The sequence below is a fragment of the Bartonella sp. TT119HLJHH genome (assembly GCF_042193385.1).
GTDB lineage: Bacteria > Pseudomonadota > Alphaproteobacteria > Rhizobiales > Rhizobiaceae > Bartonella.
Window position 1 is genome coordinate 1 of the sequence record NZ_JBHILS010000068.1, and the last position, 1,952, is coordinate 1,952.

The 1,952-nt window shown below is 34.8% G+C and carries 3 protein-coding genes and 1 pseudogene; 1 reads left to right on the top strand and 3 read right to left on the bottom strand.

Annotated features, from left to right (window positions below; genetic code table 11):
* Positions 1 to 250: 250 nt before the first annotated feature.
* On the top strand, positions 251 to 973 hold the full coding sequence (locus ACFIJL_RS09180; protein WP_375624380.1) for a hypothetical protein: 723 nt from the start codon (positions 251 to 253) through the stop codon (positions 971 to 973).
* Here the strand turns inward: ACFIJL_RS09180 and ACFIJL_RS09185 are convergent.
* The 3 genes and pseudogenes from ACFIJL_RS09185 to ACFIJL_RS09195 form a co-directional block, all read right to left on the bottom strand.
* Positions 959 to 1,501 carry a hypothetical protein gene (locus tag ACFIJL_RS09185; RefSeq protein WP_375624382.1) on the bottom strand — a complete coding sequence of 181 codons (543 nt, stop codon included), beginning with the start codon at positions 1,499 to 1,501 and terminating at the stop codon, positions 959 to 961. The two genes, ACFIJL_RS09180 and ACFIJL_RS09185, sit on opposite strands and share 15 nt — an antisense overlap.
* Positions 1,488 to 1,823 (bottom strand): hypothetical protein, encoded by a 336-nt coding sequence (locus tag ACFIJL_RS09190; RefSeq protein ID WP_375624384.1) that lies wholly within the window; start codon positions 1,821 to 1,823, stop codon positions 1,488 to 1,490. Before ACFIJL_RS09190 ends, ACFIJL_RS09185 begins: the two co-directional genes overlap by 14 nt.
* A 15-nt stretch (positions 1,824 to 1,838) precedes the next feature.
* Positions 1,839 to 1,952 (bottom strand): annotated as a pseudogene (locus ACFIJL_RS09195) (single-stranded DNA-binding protein); the annotation flags it as partial.

The following is a 1,952-nucleotide window of genomic DNA, read 5'->3' on the forward strand; positions in this document are numbered from 1 at the left end:
TTTTAATGGGTTGTGGAGCCTGCTGTGTATTTTCTGATGTCATAAAATACGCCCTCCAGATAATAAAAAACCCCGCATTTGCGGGGATTTTGAACTGTACATTTCCCTCTCTAGACACAATACGCCTAAGTACAGCAATGTCATTAAATACGATTTGCTACACTTTGTCAACATAAAAATAACACATATTGATAATTTCAAAGAGAATCTGTTAGTCAGTGTTAATTATGACAATTTAAAGGATTAAGTAATGAAGTCACTATCCATAACGCTCATAGTAATATTTATAGCTTTCTTTTCGATATCAGTGTTATCAAGATACACTAGTGTAGATAGTTTAGAACAATACGATAAACTTTACGAAAAATATGTAAGTGAAAATTATCAAAACTCAGAATATCATCAAAAATTAGCAAAGGCAAAAGAATCGGTGGAGTATTTAAAAACATTTATGGGAAGTACTGTAGACATCCCCCATGACAAAAGTCCATTTTGGAAGCATTTAATAACACTACCTAGCAATCCTCCGGAATTTAATATTTTAAAACATTATCACATAGTGCTTGTTTTTTGTGGTCGTTTTGCTGATTTATTACAAGGTGATAAAAGTATGCCCACAGTTACATTTAACGACTTGCAAACAAAACTTAAGAAATACGGTAGTATTTTTAATGACTGGGATACTATAGAAACTATTTTATTTCTAGCAAAATTTGAAACACATTTTAATGATCCAATGTTTGAATACGCAGAAAAATTTTTGAATTCTCCAAATGGCATTAGCAGAAAAGAACAAACTATTCGTACAGAGCATATGATACTAGGACATGAAAGCGTTCGTTTACAAAATACAGTGAATATGTGCTCTATTGCTATAAGTGTATATAGAGAAATGATGCCCAAAGAAGATATAAGACCCTCAGTAAGATATGGCTCTTTTGAAAAATGGAAGCGATATTTAAAAATTTTTTAAACTAGCGATTAAATACTTATGAAGCGCATTAAGAGCAACGCGCAGTGAATTCACAAGGTGTGGTAGCATTTGATCTTCTATAACGAGGCACTGTAGCGCTGCATAAAGGTTATATTGTCTATAGAGGCATTGGGCTTCTTTTAGTGCCTCTTGCATGTTGATAAACTGCTCTGTTGCAAATTCTACCCATTTATCTCTTGCCTTATCATCAGATGATGACGGCATTTCGTCATAAATCGCATTAGGCAAGCCTTTTGCGCATAAATAGTCGTTTCTTATCTGTAGATATTGCTGGGCGGTGTCGTATTGCTCTTGAGTAATCACGCCTTTTAAACAAAGCCGCCCTATATAAGTACCAGAAAGTGGATTTTTTGCCTCTTGTAGCGTTAAACCAAAGCGTTTTGCACGCATTTCTATTGCCAATTTATCAACGGCTTCACGCGGTGCTTTTGCACGTGATATACGTCCGTTTGGTTCTCTTACCTGCCCTGCTATTTTAGGGCGTCCCCTCTTTTTATTTTTTTTCACTTATGTCCTCAGATGTCTGTTTAATATCTTGCCAAATTCTCTCTGATCTTGACCATGAAATTCGATTTAAAAAGAACAATAAAACCACTAAAATGCATATTACAGCAGCAACACCTAACTTAAGTTTTAAGTGACTTTGATCCCAAGAAAGTTTTAAGAGCAGAATGAAAAGTGTACTCAATAAAGCACCCATCACTATACTGTAATAACTCATTGATGTAGATGACATACAATCTCTTAACAGCTCTATATCATTCTCTGTAAGCATATAAACGGGTTCAGATTCTTCTGTACTAACCCTAGGCTTCTTTTTACTATCCATTAAAGCACCTTCTGTTTAAAAAGGAACACTGTCATTCATAACGGTATGGGGTGTATCAAGAGGTCTGTAAATGCTTCTGTCATAAGCAGATGACTGATCTTGATTATCATCATTTTTGCCATCTAAAAG

Coding starts and splice junctions, on each gene's coding strand:
- ACFIJL_RS09190 (WP_375624384.1), bottom strand. CDS start 1,823: ATGGATAGTAAAAAGAAGCCTAGGGTTAGTACAGAAGAATCTGAACCC.
- ACFIJL_RS09180 (WP_375624380.1), top strand. CDS start 251: ATGAAGTCACTATCCATAACGCTCATAGTAATATTTATAGCTTTCTTT.